At 65.0% G+C, this 1,309-nt stretch carries 1 protein-coding gene and 1 pseudogene; one reads left to right on the top strand and one right to left on the bottom strand.

Annotation, left to right across the window (positions count from 1 at the left end; translation table 11 throughout):
- Nucleotides 1-871: 871 nt before the first annotated feature.
- Nucleotides 872-946, bottom strand: coding sequence for a DUF6233 domain-containing protein (locus IH00_RS44940; RefSeq protein WP_234335129.1), 75 nt, complete (start codon nt 944-946; stop codon nt 872-874).
- Between the two features lie 34 nt (nt 947-980).
- Here IH00_RS44940 and IH00_RS41480 point away from each other — a divergent pair.
- A pseudogene (locus tag IH00_RS41480) lies at nt 981-1,179 on the top strand (IS5/IS1182 family transposase); the annotation flags it as partial.
- Nucleotides 1,180-1,309 lie beyond the last annotated feature (130 nt).

The raw sequence follows: 1,309 nt of genomic DNA, 5'->3' as shown, positions 1-1,309 counted from the left end.
GTGGGTGGGCCTGTGGATAACCGTCCCCGCGCGCAGATGCAGCAGCGCAGCACGGGTCATAGCCTGAAGGTGCTCGGGGCTTGTCGAAGCCGTTCGCCGAAGCATTTGGCCCGGCGCGAAGGAGCTGCTGACGCGGTAGACCCGGACTGGCAGCACACACCACACCCCGATCCGCGAGTCGACCGGCCCCGCGCAGAGCCGCCTCCCAGACATGAAGAACCGCAGCCTTTGCCGCAGCCGTACCCGGCGCCTGAAACTCCTTCGGGCTGGTGGCTACGGCTGCGGCGGAGGATGCGGCGGCTGCGTCCTCGACGCCGACGGCGACCACGACGGGCTGAGCCTCCTCCTTCCCCACCACCCACTACATGGCACCGCAGAGGCGCAGGAGAGGACGAATTAGTTGACCTATAACTTACGAGGCAGCCAAAGCCAGACTTGAGGTCAGACGAGCACTCTTGAGAGCCTCAGAACACGGGCTTCGGCCATCACCAGCGTTGCTGCCCTTTGTCACCTTCTTTCTCGGCTGGACTCGGCCTGGTGAATGCGGATCCGGCCCAGGGGCGCCTCTTGCCCGAGTGGGCCCAATGGACCCTACTGGGCATGCTTATGGCCATCGTTCTCTGCGCCTTCATCGTTCTATTGCCGACACGGCAGTGGCTGCACGGCCCATCGGCCCGGGTCATCTTGGAGCGGTGGAAGGACGGCGCGGAACGAAGGATGTGAAGGTGGATGTAACTGCGGCGATGGTTGATGCTCAGCGTCGCAACAGCGATGAGCTGACCAGACGCTCAAGGGCGTACCGGATTGCTGTCATCCTTCTCCTTGGCCAGGTTCTGGTCCTTGCCGCAGCCGCCGCCCAGTCCTGGGCTGTCTAGTCGAGGAAACCGAGCACCGCGTCTGGCCGACACTGCGAGCAGGGTTTGACCCCGTCTGCCAGGGCGCGCAGCGCCTGCTCCCTGCTGATGCCCTTCGGCCGGTGGCCGGCGTTCCAGCAGTCGGGAGCGACGGCGCACCGGCGCTTTGCCGAGTGGTCGAAGGCTCGAATGTGGGCAAAGCTCCACCGCCTGGTCCTTGACGAGCTCGGCGCCCGCGGCGACCTGGACTGGTCCCGCTGCGCGATCGACTCGTTGAACATGCGGGCCCTGAAAGGGGCTGACAGGCCGGAATCCTGTCGACCGGCACTTCCTGACCTTCACCAACATCGCCTGCACCCTCATCTGCTACCGCCGATTTACCAAATGAGATGGCGCCTAAGACCGTGTCCTACGTGGCGAGGCGGTCGTTGGTCCGTTCATGGGGCGGGGTACGT

The sequence above is a fragment of the Streptomyces sp. NRRL S-118 genome, from assembly GCF_000716335.1.
GTDB lineage: Bacteria > Actinomycetota > Actinomycetes > Streptomycetales > Streptomycetaceae > Streptomyces.
Note: the sequence above shows the minus strand (reverse complement) of the source record. Positions and strands in the feature narration are given on the sequence as shown.